Origin of the sequence: Aeromonas sp. MR7 (assembly GCF_963899385.1) — a bacterium.
GTDB classification, from domain to species: domain Bacteria; phylum Pseudomonadota; class Gammaproteobacteria; order Enterobacterales; family Aeromonadaceae; genus Aeromonas; species Aeromonas bestiarum.
The window spans coordinates 816,492-831,588 of the sequence record NZ_CAWQXH010000011.1; the positions used below are offsets into that span (position 1 = coordinate 816,492).

Below are 15,097 nucleotides of genomic sequence, written 5' to 3' on the forward strand. Positions count from 1 at the left end.
ATCCCCCATGCCGTTTTTGTTGGTGCGGCGCCATGCCGCTATCACTCAGGGTCAGGGCACGTCATACCCGAGCGCCGCCTTGCGAATGCGGAACCACTGCTGGCGAGTGAGCACAATGGACTCGGCGGCCACGGCGGCGGCGATCCGCTCCCGCTTGCCTGATCCTATCAGCGGCAACGGCTGGCTTGGCAGCATCATCACCCAGGCGTAGACCAGCTGCTCTATGTGCTGAGCGCCCACTTCATGGCGGATCTGCTCGAGCTCGGCGCGCAGCGGCGCATACTCCTGGCCGTTGAACAGGCGTCCGCCACCGAGGCAGGACCAGGCCATGGGCTTGATGCGCAGTTGCTGGCATTGATCCAGGGTGCCATCCAGGGTGGTGCTCTGGTTCAGCGGCGAGATCTCCAGCTGGTTGGTGACCAGCGGGAAGGGCAGGCGCGACTGCAGCAGCTCGAACTGGCGAGGGGTGAAGTTGGATACCCCGGCGTGTTTGATCTTGCCTGCCTGCCTGAGGGTGATGAAGGCATCGGCCACCTCGTCGGCATCCATCAGGGGATCCGGGCGGTGGATCAGCAGCAGATCCAGATGGTCGGTGCCGAGCTTTTGCAAGGAGGCCTCGGCGCTGGCGACGATATGTGCCTTGCCGGTGTTGTAGTGGTTGAGGGCATGTTCAGGCCTGGCGGTGAGGGCGATGCCGCACTTGCTGACGATCTCCATCCGCTCGCGCAGGGAGGGCTCAAGGCGCAGGGCCTTGCCGAACGCCTCCTCGCACTGGTAACCGCCGTAGATGTCGGCGTGATCCAGGGTGGTCACTCCCAGATCCAGGTGGTACTTCATCAGGTCGAGCAGCGCGGCCGGGGAGAGTTGCCACTCCATCAGACGCCAGTAGCCCATGATGAGGCGGGAGAAGGTCGGGCCCTGATCGTGCAGGGCGGCGCGAGATACAGACATGAGTGACTCCTTGGGAAATTAATGCTGCCAGCATCTTGGTCTCTTCTGCCTGGCAAGGCAATAATGCGGTTTTTGTTCACTCGAACTTTGGTTCTGACGGGATACATATGGAAGGATTTGCCGAGCGGTTGCGGAGTCTGATCGGGGCGGGCAGCATCAGTGCGTTTGCGCGTAAAGTCGGCTTGAGCGAAGCCCTGATCCGCAAATATCTGAAGGGGGCCGAGCCCGGCCTTGGCAAGGCAAACCAGATCGCCATGGGGGCCAACTGCTCGCTGGAGTGGCTTGCCACCGGCTGCGGTTATCTTTACCGACAGGCAGAAGTGGTGGATCGGGAGGTGCTGGCCGCCGCAGGCGCCCTGCTGCAGGAGCTGCAGCCGGCGCCACCCCTGCCTGATGAAAGGCAACTGGTCACCCTGCTCGCCTACTACCAGTTCCTGCGCAGCCACAAGAAGGCCGACGGCTTCCTGGATCTGGCGCTGGCGCGCGAATTTGGCAAGCACCTCAATGAGGCATAAACCCGGATGGGCATAGCCGGCCAACTCTTGGCGGCAGCCGGTTATTATTCTGATAACCTCTAAACAGACGGCAGATCCGGGGAGAGGGTGATGGGCTATCTGATCTTGGGCAGTGGTGGATTGGGCACGGCGCTGGCCAGGGAGCTGTCGGACCGGGGCGAGGAGCTGGTGCTGGCGGGCAGGCAACTGCCAAAAGGGCTGGATCCGGCCTGCTACTTCCCGTTGCAGGAGGTGGACCCACTCTCCTTCGATGCGCTGTTCACCCTCTATGACACGACCACCCTGCCGAGCGTGGTGATCAACACCATAGGTCTGCTGCACGACATCAACTTCATGCCGGAGCGGCGGGTGGAGGAGGTCAATCCCAAGTGGCTGTGCGACAGCCTGCTGGCCAATGCCTGGCCACATCTGGCCCTCGGCGCCTGCCTGAGCCGCCGCATGGCCCCGGATGCCAGCTTGTGGCTCTGTTCTCTCTCCGATCTGGCCGGCAGCCTGACCGCCAATGAGACGGGCAGCCGCTACAGCTACCGGATGAGCAAGGCGGCCCTCAACATGGGGGCCAGGACGCTGGCGCTCGAATGGCGGGACCGCTTCCCCGGCGCCGGGGTGATCACTGTGCACCCGGGTCCCATGAATACCCCCATGAACCAGCCCTTTCTCCATGAGCTGGTTCCCGACAGCCTGCAGGATCCGGCCTGGGTCGCCCCTCGTTTGCTGGATCTGATCGCCGGTTTGTCGTTGGCACAATCCGGCGCATTTGTGGATCTGCAGGGGCAGCCGCTGCCCTGGTAAGCCGTCACCGGGTTCACATTCCGGCGACGCCCTGCTTGCCAAGCCCGCCCGGGCTGGCTAACGTCGTCCTCCTGCACCAGGAGGGATGTCATGCGCTACATCGATTTACGAAGTGATACAGTCACCCAGCCCACGGATGCCATGCGCCAGAGCATGCTGCATGCCGAGGTCGGGGACGATGTCTATGGGGAGGATCCGGGCGTCAATGCGCTGGAAGCCTATGGCGCCGACCTGCTTGGCAAGGAGGCCGCGCTGTTCGTGCCGTCCGGCACCATGTCCAACCTGCTGGCGGTGATGAGCCATTGCCAGCGAGGGGAAGGGGCCGTGCTGGGCTCGGCAGCCCACATCTATCGCTACGAGGCGCAGGGTTCTGCCGTGCTGGGGTCTGTGGCTCTGCAACCCGTGCCCATGCAGGCCGATGGCTCGCTGGCACTGGCGGATGTGCGGGCGGCCATAGCCCCTGACGATGCCCATTTTGTCCAGACCCGCCTCGTCTGCCTCGAAAATACCCATAACGGCAAGGTGCTGCCCCTGCCTTATCTGCGCGAGATGCGCGAGTTTGTCGACGAGCATGGCTTGCAGTTGCACCTGGACGGCGCGCGTCTGTTCAACGCAGTGGTGGCGAGTGGCCATACGGTGCGCGAGCTGGTCGCGCCGTTTGACAGTGTCTCCATCTGCCTCTCCAAGGGGCTGGGGGCGCCGGTGGGATCGTTGCTGGTGGGTTCTCATGTCTTCATCGCCCGTGCCAGAAGGCTGCGCAAGATGCTGGGTGGCGGCATGCGTCAGGCGGGGATCCTGGCCCAGGCTGGCCTGTTTGCCCTGCAGCAGCATGTGGTACGCCTCGCAGACGATCATCGCCGTGCCAGACGGCTGGCCGAGGGGCTGGCGGCGCTGCCCGGCATCAGGCTGGATCTGGCGCAGGTGCAGACCAACATGGTGTTCCTGCAACTGACGAGTGGCGAGAGTGCACCCTTGCTGGCCTTTATGAAGGAGCGGGGGATCCTCTTCTCCGGCTATGGCGAGTTGCGGCTGGTGACCCATCTGCAGATCCACGATGATGACATCGAAGAGGTGATCGACGCCTTTACCGAGTACCTCGGAGCGCATTGATACGGATTGTTTACTACAGAAAAACACAGGGCGCTGCGGCGCCCTGTTTCATTTTTGAATGATGTTGTTCGTTACGCCTGTCGCTGGCCTGTCATCAGCATGGCCTCGTCGGTGGCATCGTAGATCATCACGGCGATATGGGTCACCTGACCGCCAAAATCGGCCAGCGGCACCAGGGTCAGATTCTGGAACATGTGGGGGGCCGAGCCCGTGATGGGGCGATAGTTGGAGAAACGCAGCAGATAGGGTTTCTGCTCCCAGGTGCTGAAGGCGCGATTGTTGAGCTTGAACACCATGTTGGCCTTGCGTTCGAACCAGGCCCTGTCCACGTCGGGGAAGAGATCGAACAGCACGCCATCGCGCACCTCACCGGCCAGCCGGCCGCTGTGGCTCTCCATGAAGCCGTTCCATACCTGCACCCTGTACTCCTTGTCGAGCACCACCAGCCCCACGTCCAGGTTCTGGACTATGTTCATCAGCCAATGAAATTCACGAATTTCCATGGTCACTCCCTAGAGCATGTGCATGATTTTGTTGTTCATGGTGGCGATGGAATCTTCGGTAAACAGCAGCAGCAGGTCACACTGCACCGCGTAATCCTGAACCCGGTAGTTGATCTCGATGGCCAGGGTGCGGCGCCAGCGGCTCTTGTTGGTGTTGATGAGATCCTTGATGGGCCTGTGCTGGCCGAGCACCACAGGGTGACCTTGGCTGAAGGGGGTATCGAGCTGGCTGGCGTAACCGCGCAGGAAGGCGCCGATCAGCACGTTGGCCGTGTCCATCAAGAGTTCCAGCTCGGCATTGCGATCCAGCGCGCCCTGGTGGTTCATCAGCCGGGCCAGATCCTTGAAGCTGGAGTCGTGAAACAGGATCAACGCTTCGCCGGCGATCCCCGCCCCGATGAAGCCCTGGCAGACGGCGGAGAGGGTATCCGAATCGGCTGCGGCCGAGAGGGCCATGTGCAGCTCGGAGACTTCCAGCACGTTGACGTTGGGGATGGGCAGCACCACGAAGGCGTTGAGCAGACGGGCAAGCAGGTCGGCAGCCTGGCCCATGGAGACGTTGGCAAGCTCCTGGTAAACGTCGCGGATCTCGGGGGTGATCTTGACGCCGACATCGGCATCAGGTTCACCTGCCGTCAGGCTTTCCAGCAAGGCAGGCGCAGTGGTGACGCCATTGGGTTGCCACAAACCGTGTTGTCTGAGCAGGGCGCTCAGGGTCTCGGGGGCGGCGGGTTTCTTGATGAAATCGAGGGCGCCCAGGCTCATGACCCTTTGATGCGCCTCGGGCTGTATGTCGCCAGAGACGACGAACACCTTGTTGCGCAGCCCTTCCTGTTGCAGTGTCTCCAGCACCCCGTAGCCGTCCATCTCCGGCATGGTCAGATCCAGAAAGATCAGATCGCCATGCCCCATCAGCACCTGTTCCACCCCTTCGAGCCCGTTTGCGGCGTAATGCAGCGTCACATCCCAGTCGGAAGGAAGGGCGCGGGCCAGCTGCTTACGAGCGAATCCTGAGTCATCACATATCAATACATTCATAGTGTTAGGCTGGCCTGGTCAACGAGGATTGCTATAAGTGTGGCCCGCTGACGGTCAGATGCAATGGGACAAACTGGTTGCCGGTGAAAATTGGTTGTCCCATTGATGGTTCCGGTAGCGCGCTGAGTATTTTTCAACGAATTCAGCGAACATCTTAACACGCAGCGGGGCGAACTGAGGCTGGCAGCGCAACATATAGAAGGGGCGATTGCCGGTTTTCCAGTCCGGCAGCACGGCGACCAGTTGCTCATCCTGCAGGAAGGGGTGCACGTAGTGGCGCGGTGCATTGACTATCCCCAGATGCCGTCTGGCGGCCCTGACAGCGGCCTGGGTCTGGTTGACGGTGAGCTTGGCGGCGCGCTTGATCTGCACCGTCTGCTCGTCCCGGCCGGTCAGTTGCCAGTGCTGATGGGGCCAGCAGTAGATCAGGGAGTGCTCCTCCAGCTGGGCCGGGTGCGCCGGTGTGCCCATCTTCTCCAGATAGAGTCTGGAGGCGAACAGGCCGTATTCGATGTGACCGAGACACTGGGCATTGGTCATGGATTGGGGCAGTTCACCGTTGAAAAACACCAGATCCCGATCGTTGTCGAGCAGGTGCTGATGGTCGTTGGTCTGGGCGATGTCAAACCGCACCGCCGGGTAGTGCAGGCCAAAATCCGCCAGCATGTCGACCAGTATGGTGTTGGAGAGCGCGATGGGCGCGGCGAGGCGGATCACCCCGTTGATATCGGCTTCCCGGCCCTGGATTTCACCCGTGGCCTGCTCAATCTCGGCCAGCGGGGTACACAGACGCTCGTAATATCTGAGCCCGTCGTCGGTGAGGCGGAGTTTGCGGGTGGATCTGTGTAGCAAGGAGCAGCCGAGCTGCTCTTCCAGCTGAGAAATACGTCGACTGATGGTGCCGGTAGGCATGCCCAGTGCGGCAGCCGCGTGGGAGAAGCCTCCCTCTTGCACCACCTTGACGAACAGATAGAACTCTTCGATGTACTTCATAAGCGGTGTTCTGGGTGTAACAAGGGAGTGACCTTAAAAAGAGCTGCCCGCCTTGGCAAGTGCAATCCGGCGTTTAATTGATCTGGATTAGATTCGACTCCCGCTGGTATTGGTGCAACAGGCGGACAAATTCGGCCGGATCCCGGTCCAGACTGTTGTCCGGTACCAGCAGATCGTAACCGAGCAGGTCACGCAAGCGGGTCATGCGATTGGCCAGCATGGCGATCACCCCCTCGTAGCGCTGACCAGACGGGGAGCGAAAGTGGCTCTCTTCCAGCAATCCCTCTCCCTGAAAGGCATCACCGCAGCCGCCGCTGGCACAATCTTGCCGTTCACTGCGCAGGGCTTGCAACAGCACGGCCCGCTGTTCGGTCAGCAGGCGCACGGCCAATCTCGGTGTGATCAATGTCAAAAAATCGTCGTAATCTTTTATCTTCAAACCTATGTAGGGCAGGGCGACCAGATCCCAGCCCAGATGAATGCGTGGTTGGTCAATACGTTGAATATTTCTCCATTTCAGGATCCAACCGCCGTATTTATGGTGATATTGCAAACAATCGTGACAGAGCGAGAGGCTGAAATGGGGTTCAACCAGCTTCAATGAGCCGATAAATATCATCATCAGACCCGCCAGCAGGCCGGAGACGAAGGGGATTAGTGGTTGTTCACGGAATAAAAAAAGTATAAAAATCATAGTAATGGTTACTATGATGCCCAACAATATCAAGGTGAGTCCGTTTTTCCTGACCATGGGTTTCACATGTAGCGTTTTCATATGAAGTCAGCCCTTGTGCGCATGCTTATTTCCAGATTATGGGCTGGATCCGATTTTGTACCAGCACCGGGCGTCCCGAGAGGGCGTCTTGTTGCAGGGTTTCCCTGTGATCACACATCATGAATCACCATATTAGATGAATACGCTAGACGAACGGTTATTGAACGGGATGGATGTGCTGCATACCCCGATCTGGGTTTATGACATCCGGCACCATCATATCTACTGGGCCAACCGCACCGCATTGGGGGTGTGGGAAGCCAGCTCGCTTGCCGAACTGCAATCGCGTGACTTCTCGGCCGACATGGCCGATGCCATCGACTTGTTGCTGCAACGCTATCTCGGTGATTTTCAACAGGGGCGCAGCTACAGCGAGTGGTGGACCCTCTCGCCCAAGGGCGTCAAGAAGCAGATCTACCTGCGGCTGTCCGGCATCCAGCTGGCTGGCCGCCTGATGATGATGACGGAGGCGGTGATCGACGCCGATACCCTCTATCAGGAGTCCTCCCTCGCTACCGGCGACACCCTGGCCTGCCTGTTTGACAATCAGGGGCGGCTGGAGAGTGGCAACCACCATTTCGACATGTGTTTCGGTGGCCAGGTCAGCCAGCTCTCCCAGGTGTTTTCCGGCAACGACGAAGCCTTCTACCAGAAGCTCTCCCGACTCGACGAAGTGGTGGCCGAGGGGGAGTGCCGCACGCTCAAGGGGATGCGCTGGTTCCAGTACCAGTTCCGTCATATCCAGCAGGGGGCGCAGATCCTGCTCACCATGCGCGACATCACGGACCGCAAGCTGGAGGAGCTGGAACACCGCCATCTAGCCTGGCACGACTCGCTGACCGGGTTGCTCAACCGCTACGGTCTGATGAAATCCCTCGAGGCATATTGCGGTCTGGGTGGGCGTTTCGCGCTGGTGTTCATGGATCTGGACAACTTCAAGTTGGTCAACGACAACTATGGCCACAAGGCCGGGGATCGGCTGCTGGAGCGGGTGGCCGGTCGGCTCAAGCAGGTTTGTCCGCGGGATGTGGAGCTGGCGCGCCTCGGCGGAGACGAGTTCACCGCCCTGGTGCCGCTGACGCACTCCAGCGATCGGGCGCAGGAAGTGGCCGATCTCATGCTCTCCCAGATGACCAAGCCGCTGCAGCTGAGCGGGGTGCCCGAGGTAACCATAGGCGGCAGCATAGGCATCGCCATCTACCCGGATGATGCGGATGACGGCGACAACCTGATCACCCGCGCCGACATGGCCATGTATCAGGCCAAGCAGATGGGACGCCTGCGCTGGCAGCGTTTCACCCCCAGCATGCAGCAGACCCTGCACCGCAAGCTGACCCTGAAGCAGTTTCTGGCCAAGGCCATAGGTCGGCAGGAGCTGAGCCTCTGCTACCAGCCCCAGGTGGATGTGGCAAAGGGCAAGTTGCTCGGTTACGAGGCCCTGCTGCGCTGGCACAACCCTGTGCTCGGTCATGTCTCGCCGGTGGAGTTCATTCCGCTGGCCGAGGAGATGGGGCTGATCCGGGAGATCGGCAGCTGGGTGCTCTCGACGGCCTTGGCCCAGATGGCCCATTGGCAGCAGCAGTGGCGGGTACGGGTGCCAGTTTCGGTCAATCTGTCCGGCTTCCAGCTCTCCTCCTCCTTGCCGGAGCTGGTGGCCCAGCAACTCAAGGCGTATGGCGTGGATGCCAGCCTGCTGACCCTGGAGCTGACCGAGACAGTCCTTATGCTGGACATGAAAGGCTGCATCGAGATCCTCGATGCCCTGAGCGAGCAGGGGATCAAGATCGCCATCGACGATTTTGGTACCGGCTATTCGTCGCTGGCCTACCTGAACCGACTGCCGATCGACACCATCAAGCTGGATCGCTCGTTCGTGGTGGGGCTGAACCTGCCGGTGATCCGCGCCACCGTCGCCATGGCGACCAGCCTGGGGCTTGGCATCATGGCCGAAGGGGTGGAGGATGAGCATGAGCTCGCCGCGCTGCGTGCCCAGGGTTGTCACGTGTTCCAGGGCTTTTTGTTCAGCAAGCCGATGACGGTGGAGCAGGTGGAGGCCAGCACTTTTCTGGTGCACTGCAAGGCGGGCGACTATCCGCTGGCGGGATAGGGCCAAGGAAGTGCCTCCGTCATCGTCAGCTGCGAGGGGCCTTGGGCCCCTCCGTTTTTTTGGGTAGAGTGTGTGCTTCTTCCTGGAGGCATCATGAACCCGACCATAGACCTTATTCTCGCCCATAGATCCATTCGTCAATTTACCCCGGAACCCATCACGGCGAGCCAGCTCGACCAGATCCTGAGTGCGGCCCAGTCTGCCTCCAGCTCCAGTTTCCTGCAGGCGAACAGCATCATACGGGTGACCGACATGGCCCTGCGCGCCCGGCTCGCCGAGCTGGCGGGGCATCAGGCCTATGTAGCCGAGGCCGCCGAGTTTCTGATGTTCTGCGCCGATTATCATCGCCACGGCCAAATCGTGCCGGATGCCCAGACAGGTTTTGTCGAGCAGCTGCTGATCGGGGCTATCGATGGCGCCCTGATGGCCCAGAATGCCCTGCTGGCCGCCCAATCGCTGGGATTGGGTGGCGTCTACATCGGCGGCATTCGCAACAATCCGGTCGCCGTGAGCGAGGCGCTGGGGCTGCCCCATCAGGTGATCCCCCTGTTTGGGCTCTGTCTGGGCCATCCGGCGCAGGCCCCCGAGCAGAAACCCCGCTTGCCCCGGGCGTTGGTGGTGCACGAAAACCACTACCAGACCGAGCTGGATCGCCCCTTGCTGGCGCAATACGATCAGCAGATCGAGGCCTACTATCAGGCACGCAGCAGCAATAACAAGCAGCAGACCTGGAGCAGCCAGATCCGGGGCATCCTCGGCAAGGAGGCGCGCCCCTTCATGCAGGAATTCCTGCAATCGAAAGGGTTCAACCTCAAGTAATGGGCCCGATGGGCGATACTATGAGGTAATGGCAGTGTTGCCATCGCTGCGTGATCCTGATCTCCGCTGCCGATTTGTGGCTCCAAAGCGCAATAAATCGTGGGTAAGCGCGGCGGTGCGGACTACCTTAAGTGGGTAAGCTGTTGTAGGATCACGCAATTGGATTGGGACAGGAGTTTGAACATCCTATGATTTTAACCTTGGTATTGCTGTCTATTGGCGCACTCCTGTTTCTGGTGATCGCCTATAACGTGATGCAGCAATATAAGCAGAAGGCAGAGGCCGACAAGCGCCATGCCATCGCTCGTCATAAGGCAGTGGCGGATGAAACCGAAGAGGTGCTGCTGAATGTCAACTTGGTGCCCTTCTCCAAGAACATAGTGCTGTTGCTGCAACACCGTATTCTGGATGCGTACCGGGCGATCGCCCTGGTGATGCCCAATGGCCAGATCAAGCAGCGCATCGCAGACGTGCAGACCCAGATCAAGAATGTGCAGGAGAATTACAGCAGCCAGGATGAGGGGCACTTCAAGACGCCCGAATCCGACCGCCAGGCCATTCAGATGCTGCAACTGGTCAAGAAGATGCGGGCCGTGCTGCGGGTCGAACACAACAAGGGCAAGATAGATCCCCACGGTTTTGCCCAGGAGGAGCGTCGGCTCGAGCTGATGCAGCTCAAGATTAATATCTCCAATCTGGTCAAGCGGGCCATGGATGCCCAGATCCAGGGGCAATACGGTACCTGTCGTCAGCTCTATACCAAGGGGCTCTCTGCATTGGCCGGGGTGTCTGACAAGGATCCCTATCTGATGGCCCGTGAAGAAGACATGCGCCAGGGGCTGGCCGGACTGGATGCCCACCTGCAGCAGCACAGCGAGAAGGAGCTGCAGAACATCAAGGATAAAGAGGCGGACGAGCTGGACGTCCTGTTCCAACCCAAGAAGAAATGGTGATCATGTCCCACCCACTCGATACCACACTGGGGCCCATGGCCCCATTTGTTTGCCAGCTGCTGGCTGAACTGGCGCAACGGGCCGTCCATGTCGATGCCATCGACGTTGACCACCTCTGTTACCGTGCGGCCACGCTGGTCGAATATCAGGCCCTGAAACAGACTCTGGCGGCGCACGGTGCTCTGCTGGTGGAAGGCATGATAGGGGGGCGCCCCATTGCCACCTACCAGCTGCATCATCCCGTGGACTGCGGCGACGTCAGCGTGCCCTGCATCGAACTGGCGGCGCCCAAACCGGGCCGCAGCCATCAGGCGGGGCTGGAGCACATAGAGCTGGTGGTGCCGTCACTGCCGGCGCTGGTGGCCGCGCATCCCGATGTACCGTTCAAGACTGGCAATATGGATGATCTCCGCAACCCTGACGTGGGCTTGATGCTGGCGTCTGGCCAGATCAAGTTTCACCTGCGCTCTTTGGCCGAGGTGATCGAGGAAGAACTGCACACTGGCGCCGTGGTGCCTGTACCCGCCGATTATTACGACAACCTCTGATTGATGCGAGTGCGGGCACGGGTGCCCCTTGATGATGACGCTGTGTAGGCGTGGGAGCCGCTACCCGTGACTACGATGGCGTATGGCAGGAGAGGGGGCGGGTGTTACGCCTCTTCAAGTGACCGAGCCAGAGGCTCAAGCCCGCGGTGATCACCAGCACCAGCTCGATGCCGAGCACCAATCCCCCCAAGCCACCACGCTCCCAGAAGGGGTGCAAGTAGAGGCCTCCCAGGCTGGCCCCCAGATAATACCCCACCAGATAGAGTGACGAGGCGAGCGCCCGGTTGTGTTCCACGTGCTGACCGACCCAGGCACTGGCACAGGCGTGGGCGAGAAAGAACCCGAAGCTCGAGATGAGCAGCCCCGTCAATATGGCCGCCAGCGAGCCGTGCAACAGCAGCGCACTGCCCAGCGCCATCAGCGAGATCCCCGCCAGCAGCAGGCGCTGTGCCCCCCAGCGGTGGGCGCAGCGACCACTCAGGGAGGAGGCGACCGTGCCCGACAGATAGGTCAGGAACAGCATGCCGAGCCATTGGGTGGGCAGGGAGAAAGGGGCCTTGGCCAGCAGGAAGGTGAGGTAGCTGTATTGGTTCAAAAACACCATGAAGTTGAGCCCACCAATGAGATAGGCACCGACCAGCAGCGGGTTGCCGAGGTGGCTGCTGATGGCCTGCCGGAACTGGCCCTGCTCGGCGATGACGGGCACGAAACGGGTCTGGGCCGGCAGCAGCCAGATGACGAGTGGCAGCAGGGCAAGGCTTATCAGGCCTATGCCGAGAAAGGTGTGCTGCCAGTCGCCAAACCAGCCGGCCAGCAGACCGCCGACGACCCGGCCGGCGATCCCGCCGAGCGAGTTGGCGGCGATATAGACACCGACGGCGGAGAGCAGGGCGCGCTTGCTGAACTCTTCTCCCATGTAGGCGATGGCGGTGGCGGGCAGCCCGGCCAGCAACACCCCTTGCAGTATCCTCAGCAGCAACAGCGATTCAAACTGGTTCACTAGGCTGATGAGCAGGGAGAGCAGTATGGCGCCGGCCAGGCTCCACAGCATGATCCGTCGCCGACCGAACCTGTCCGCGAGGCGGGCGCAGAGCAGCAGCGAGGCGGCCAGACCTGCGGTGCAGCCAGCCAGTGTCCAGCCCGCCGCCAGCGAGCTGACGGAGAAGACATCCGCCAGCAGTGGCAGCAGGGGGTGGGTCTGGTAGAGATTGAGAAACACCAGGAAGGAACCCAGGCTCAGGGCCAGGGTGGCGCGTATCCATTCGCGGCTGCCTACTTCGATCATATGCGGTTGTCCTGACGGCTTTTGTGCAGAGTAGTGCGCCGCAGTGCATAAATATAATATATTTAAGTTATCCAACTAATAAGATTAATTGATATGGATTTGAAACAGCTCACCTATTTGCTGGCGGTGCGGGATGTCGGTTCCTTCACTAAAGCGGCCAATGGCCTCCATATTGCCCAGCCCGCCATCAGCATGGCCATCGCCAAGCTGGAGCAGCAGCTCGAGTTGCGGCTGTTTGACCGGCAGGATCGCACAGTGCGGCTCACCCCGGAGGGGGAGGTACTCTGCCGTCATGCCGAGCGACTGTTGTTGCAGATGCACCAGGCGGAAGCCGAGATGGCCGAACTGAAAGGGCTGGAGCGTGGCGAGGTGCGTATCGGCATTCCCTACATGATGGGCTCTTACTATTTTCCACCGATCCTGATGGCCTTCAAGCATCGCTATCCCGGCCTCAAGATCCGGGTGGAGGAGGCGGGCTCGCGTGAGCTGCTGAGCCGCATGATGGATGGCACCCTGGATCTCGCCATCCTGATCACCAGCGATCTGCCCCCAGCGCTGGAAGGGGCCCAACTGCTGCGTGAAGAGATGTTGATGGTGGTGGGGGAGGAGCACCCGCTACGGCAGGCCCCGGCCGTCTCCCTGACCCAGTTTTTCGGCCAGGAGCTGGCCATGTTCCGGCGCGGTTTCTACCACCGCGAGCACATGGAAGCATTGGCGCAGGGCTTGGGCTGTGAGCCCAATATCGCCTTCGAGAGCAACCTCATCCCGCTGCTCAAGGCGGTGGTAAAGCAGGGGTTTGCGGTGACCACCTTCCTGCGGATGGTGCTGGACGAGGAGACTGCCTTGACCGGCGTGCCGTTTGCTCCGCCCATTTTCCTCGATCTCTGCGTGGCGTGGCGGCGGGGGGATCCGCTCTCCATGGCGAACCGCGCCTTGCGGGATTTTTTGCTGGCACAGGCCCGGCCATAAATGGCCAAGAAGGAAAGGCTATCAGGCAAAAGTTTGTTAGTATTAGTTCAAGTCGCCTTTAGAGCCTAACACCATGAAACTCCAACAGTTGCGTTATATCGTTGAGGTTGCCAACCACAGATTGAACGTGTCGGCAACGGCAGAGAGCCTCTACACCTCTCAGCCAGGGATCAGCAAGCAGGTGCGCATGCTGGAAGATGAGCTGGGGATCCAGATTTTCGAGCGCAGTGGCAAGCATCTGACCCAGATCACCCCGGCAGGACGGGATGTGATCAAGATAGCCAACGAGATCCTGGGCAAGGTGGAGAGCATCAAGGCGGTGGCGAGCCAGCATACTCATCCCGAGCAGGGCACGCTGCATATCGCGACCACCCATACCCAGGCCCGCTATGCGCTGCCCGATGTGATCAAGGGGTTCATCAAGCGCTTTCCCAAGGTCTCCCTGCACATGCATCAGGGCACCCCGACCCAGATCAGCGAAGCCGTGGTCAAGGGCCAGGCCGACTTTGCCATTGCCACCGAGGCGCTGCACTTGTACGAAGATCTCATCATGCTGCCTTGCTACCACTGGAATCGCAGCGTGATCGTGCCCAAGGGCCACCCGCTGACCCAGGTTGGCAAGCTCTCCATTGCCGATATTGCCCGCTTCCCGCTGGTGACCTATGTGTTCGGCTTCACCGGCCGCTCCGAGCTGGATACCGCCTTCAACCGGGCCGGGTTCGAACCCAATATCGTCTTCACCGCCACCGATGCCGACGTGATCAAGACCTATGTCCGATTGGGGGTGGGGATCGGCGTGATGGCGACCATGGCGCTGGATCCCCAGGTCGATACCGATCTGGTGGCGCTCGATGCCAGCCACCTGTTCGCCCACAGCACCACCAAGATAGGGTTTCGCAAGGGCTCCTTCCTGCGCACCTACATGTATGATTTCATGACCCGTTTTGCCCCGCACCTGACCCGGGATGTGGTGGAGCGCGCCATTGCGCTGCGCTCCAGTGACGATGTGGATGCTATGTTCGCCGATATCGAGCTGCCCATCCGCTAGCGCGGCCAGCCTGAGTGTCTGCCAACAAAAACGCCTCCCGATGGGAGGCGTTTTTCATACCGGCGTGTGGAGAGCCAGGATCACTTTTTGAACAGGTGATCCAGCTTGCTCGCCTTGGTCGAGAGATAAAACTCGTTGTGGGGATTGCGCCCTTCCTGCAGGGGAACCCGTTCAGCCACCGGAATGCCAAAGCTCTCCATCGCCTTCATCTTGCGCGGGTTGTTGGTCATCAGGCGCAAACTGGTGACGTGCAACGCCTTGAGCATGTCGGCGCAGATGGTGTAGTCGCGCATGTCGGCGGCAAAGCCCAGCGCCACATTGGCCTCAACGGTATCGGCGCCCTGATCCTGCAGGTGGTAGGCCCGGATCTTGTTGAGCAGGCCTATGCCGCGCCCTTCCTGGCGCACGTACAGCAAGACGCCACGACCGGCCTTGGCGATGTTTTCCATGGCGGCCTGCAATTGGAAACCGCAGTCGCAGCGTAGGCTGAACAGGGCGTCTCCGGTCAGGCACTCAGAGTGAATGCGGCCCAGCACAGGCTCATCACCCGTGACATCGCCCATCACCAGCGCAGCATGATCCTTGCCGGTACCGGTTTCCTGAAAGCCTACCAGCGTGAAGGTGCCCCATGGGGTCGGCAACTTGGATTTGGCCACGAGGGTAACGCTGCTCATAGGTTGCTCCTTACTAC

General features: G+C 60.6%; 16 protein-coding genes. 9 read left to right on the forward strand and 7 right to left on the reverse strand.

Annotation, left to right across the window (positions count from 1 at the left end; translation table 11 throughout):
- Window positions 1–51: 51 nt before the first annotated feature.
- Window positions 52–951 carry an aldo/keto reductase gene (locus AACW87_RS08725; protein WP_241324739.1) on the reverse strand — a complete coding sequence of 300 codons (900 nt, stop codon included), beginning with the start codon at window positions 949–951 and terminating at the stop codon, window positions 52–54.
- Window positions 952–1,058: 107 nt separating this feature from the next.
- On the opposite strand from AACW87_RS08725, the gene AACW87_RS08730 reads away from it, so the two are divergent.
- From AACW87_RS08730 to ltaE, 3 genes are all read left to right on the forward strand, one after another.
- The gene (locus AACW87_RS08730) at window positions 1,059–1,466 is read left to right on the forward strand and encodes a helix-turn-helix domain-containing protein (RefSeq protein WP_241324740.1); all 408 of its coding nucleotides are present in this window, start codon (window positions 1,059–1,061) and stop codon (window positions 1,464–1,466) included.
- 90 nt (window positions 1,467–1,556) lie between these two features.
- Entirely contained in the window at window positions 1,557–2,258 is a 702-nt protein-coding gene (locus AACW87_RS08735; RefSeq protein WP_241324741.1) for a short-chain dehydrogenase, read from the forward strand.
- A gap of 90 nt (window positions 2,259–2,348) precedes the next feature.
- Window positions 2,349–3,368 carry a low-specificity L-threonine aldolase gene (gene ltaE, locus AACW87_RS08740; protein ID WP_241324742.1) on the forward strand — a complete coding sequence of 340 codons (1,020 nt, stop codon included), beginning with the start codon at window positions 2,349–2,351 and terminating at the stop codon, window positions 3,366–3,368.
- A gap of 71 nt (window positions 3,369–3,439) precedes the next feature.
- Here ltaE and AACW87_RS08745 read toward each other — a convergent pair whose 3' ends face one another.
- The 4 genes from AACW87_RS08745 to AACW87_RS08760 all read right to left on the reverse strand — a co-directional run bounded on the left by AACW87_RS08745 (window position 3,440) and on the right by AACW87_RS08760 (window position 6,677).
- Window positions 3,440–3,871: a PAS domain-containing protein gene (locus tag AACW87_RS08745; protein WP_042871318.1), complete on the reverse strand. Its 432-nt coding sequence runs from the start codon at window positions 3,869–3,871 to the stop codon at window positions 3,440–3,442.
- A gap of 9 nt (window positions 3,872–3,880) precedes the next feature.
- Window positions 3,881–4,909 (reverse strand): response regulator, encoded by a 1,029-nt coding sequence (locus AACW87_RS08750; protein ID WP_241324743.1) that lies wholly within the window; start codon window positions 4,907–4,909, stop codon window positions 3,881–3,883.
- Between the two features lie 54 nt (window positions 4,910–4,963).
- Window positions 4,964–5,902 carry a LysR family transcriptional regulator gene (locus AACW87_RS08755; protein ID WP_043136656.1) on the reverse strand — a complete coding sequence of 313 codons (939 nt, stop codon included), beginning with the start codon at window positions 5,900–5,902 and terminating at the stop codon, window positions 4,964–4,966.
- Between the two features lie 73 nt (window positions 5,903–5,975).
- On the reverse strand, window positions 5,976–6,677 hold the full coding sequence (locus AACW87_RS08760; RefSeq protein WP_043555338.1) for a DUF2982 domain-containing protein: 702 nt from the start codon (window positions 6,675–6,677) through the stop codon (window positions 5,976–5,978).
- Between the two features lie 169 nt (window positions 6,678–6,846).
- On the opposite strand from AACW87_RS08760, the gene AACW87_RS08765 reads away from it, so the two are divergent.
- The 4 genes from AACW87_RS08765 (at window position 6,847) to AACW87_RS08780 (ending at window position 11,104) form a co-directional block, all read left to right on the forward strand.
- Window positions 6,847–8,784, forward strand: coding sequence for a putative bifunctional diguanylate cyclase/phosphodiesterase (locus tag AACW87_RS08765; RefSeq protein WP_241325024.1), 1,938 nt, complete (start codon window positions 6,847–6,849; stop codon window positions 8,782–8,784).
- 93 nt (window positions 8,785–8,877) lie between these two features.
- Window positions 8,878–9,603, forward strand: coding sequence for an oxygen-insensitive NADPH nitroreductase (gene nfsA, locus AACW87_RS08770; protein WP_241324745.1), 726 nt, complete (start codon window positions 8,878–8,880; stop codon window positions 9,601–9,603).
- 188 nt (window positions 9,604–9,791) lie between these two features.
- On the forward strand, window positions 9,792–10,556 hold the full coding sequence (locus tag AACW87_RS08775; protein ID WP_043136644.1) for a hypothetical protein: 765 nt from the start codon (window positions 9,792–9,794) through the stop codon (window positions 10,554–10,556).
- Window positions 10,550–11,104, forward strand: a complete 555-nt coding sequence (locus AACW87_RS08780) for a VOC family protein (RefSeq protein ID WP_241324746.1) — start codon at window positions 10,550–10,552, stop codon at window positions 11,102–11,104. The genes AACW87_RS08775 and AACW87_RS08780 overlap by 7 nt, the downstream gene beginning before the upstream one ends.
- Window positions 11,105–11,174: 70 nt before the next feature.
- Here the strand turns inward: AACW87_RS08780 and AACW87_RS08785 are convergent, their stop codons facing one another.
- Window positions 11,175–12,389, reverse strand: a complete 1,215-nt coding sequence (locus AACW87_RS08785; protein WP_241324747.1) for an MFS transporter — start codon at window positions 12,387–12,389, stop codon at window positions 11,175–11,177.
- Between the two features lie 93 nt (window positions 12,390–12,482).
- On the opposite strand from AACW87_RS08785, the gene AACW87_RS08790 reads away from it, so the two are divergent.
- Both AACW87_RS08790 and cysB read left to right on the forward strand, forming a co-directional pair.
- The gene (locus AACW87_RS08790) at window positions 12,483–13,358 is read left to right on the forward strand and encodes a LysR family transcriptional regulator (protein WP_241324748.1); all 876 of its coding nucleotides are present in this window, start codon (window positions 12,483–12,485) and stop codon (window positions 13,356–13,358) included.
- Window positions 13,359–13,431: 73 nt separating this feature from the next.
- Window positions 13,432–14,406: an HTH-type transcriptional regulator CysB gene (gene cysB, locus AACW87_RS08795; protein WP_043136635.1), complete on the forward strand. Its 975-nt coding sequence runs from the start codon at window positions 13,432–13,434 to the stop codon at window positions 14,404–14,406.
- An 80-nt stretch (window positions 14,407–14,486) separates the two neighbouring features.
- On the opposite strand, the gene ribA is transcribed toward cysB, so the two are convergent.
- Complete coding sequence (gene ribA / locus AACW87_RS08800; RefSeq protein ID WP_043555348.1) at window positions 14,487–15,080, reverse strand: GTP cyclohydrolase II; 594 nt, start codon at window positions 15,078–15,080, stop codon at window positions 14,487–14,489.
- Window positions 15,081–15,097 lie beyond the last annotated feature (17 nt).